Raw genomic sequence first — 958 nt, 5'->3', positions numbered from 1 at the left:
GCGATTCTTGTTGGCTATCACTTCTATTGCGGCAAGATTCTCAAGCAGTTTGCTAGCGACAATAATACCCGAAGCCACGTATTTTATCGTTGGTTTAATGAGTTCCCGGTATTACTGCTTATTAGCATCGTTATTCTTGTTGTTGTGAAGCCCTTTTAACATGCCGGTCTCGACACTCCCGCAAGGCATATACGGCATTACTGATCCTTCTTTGCTTCCTGGCGAGTCTCTGTTTACCGGGGTAGAAAGTGCGCTTAAAGGTGGCTGCCGTGTTATCCAATATCGGGATAAGCAATCAAAGCCAGATCAGGCGCTTGCCAAGGCACTCCGACTCAAAGCCTTGTGCCATAAGTACCAGGCAGCACTAATCATTAATGACAGCCTGGCCCTGGCCCTCGACAGCGATGCAGATGGGCTGCATCTTGGAAAATCTGACGGCCACTTAAGCGAAGCACGGCAAGCACTCGGCGACAAAAAGATCATTGGCGTTACCTGCCATAGTGACCTGCAATATGCTCAGGACTGTATTAACCAAGGCGCATCATACTGTGCTTTTGGTCGTTTTTTTGAATCACAAACTAAGCCAGAAGCGCCTCCATGTAGCCTGGAAACATTCAAGCAAGCACTGCAATTGAGTATTCCCGTACTAGCCATTGGGGGTATTAGCATAGACAATATTGCTCGCTTCAGAGATACTCCTCCTCATAATATTGCGGTCATTAATAGTCTCTTTGGCCAGGCAGATATCTACCAAGCTGCGCTGGCGCTAAGCGCCGCATTTAAACAAATTCAAACTTATTAATTTAGAAACAGGTTCCAATATGTCTCGATCCGAAGATCTTTTCAACGATGCCCAAAGTGTGATCCCAGGCGGCGTAAACTCCCCGGTGCGCGCATTTAAAGGTGTTGAAGGTACTCCCATTTTCTTTGAACGCGGTGAAGGCGCCTATTTAGTAGA

2 protein-coding genes and 1 pseudogene are annotated in these 958 nt (G+C 47.0%); all 3 read left to right on the top strand.

The window, feature by feature from the left end; genetic code table 11:
* On the top strand, window positions 1-159 hold a 159-nt coding region (locus tag A3729_RS30685; RefSeq protein ID WP_197475645.1), incomplete at its 5' end, for a CopD family protein.
* A gap of 1 nt (window position 160) precedes the next feature.
* Entirely contained in the window at window positions 161-802 is a 642-nt protein-coding gene (gene thiE, locus A3729_RS07080; RefSeq protein ID WP_068510028.1) for a thiamine phosphate synthase, read from the top strand.
* 19 nt (window positions 803-821) lie between these two features.
* A pseudogene (locus tag A3729_RS31405) lies at window positions 822-958 on the top strand (aspartate aminotransferase family protein); the annotation flags it as partial.

The organism is Oleiphilus sp. HI0043 (assembly GCF_001634935.1).
This window is presented reverse-complemented; position numbering and strand designations above follow the sequence as displayed.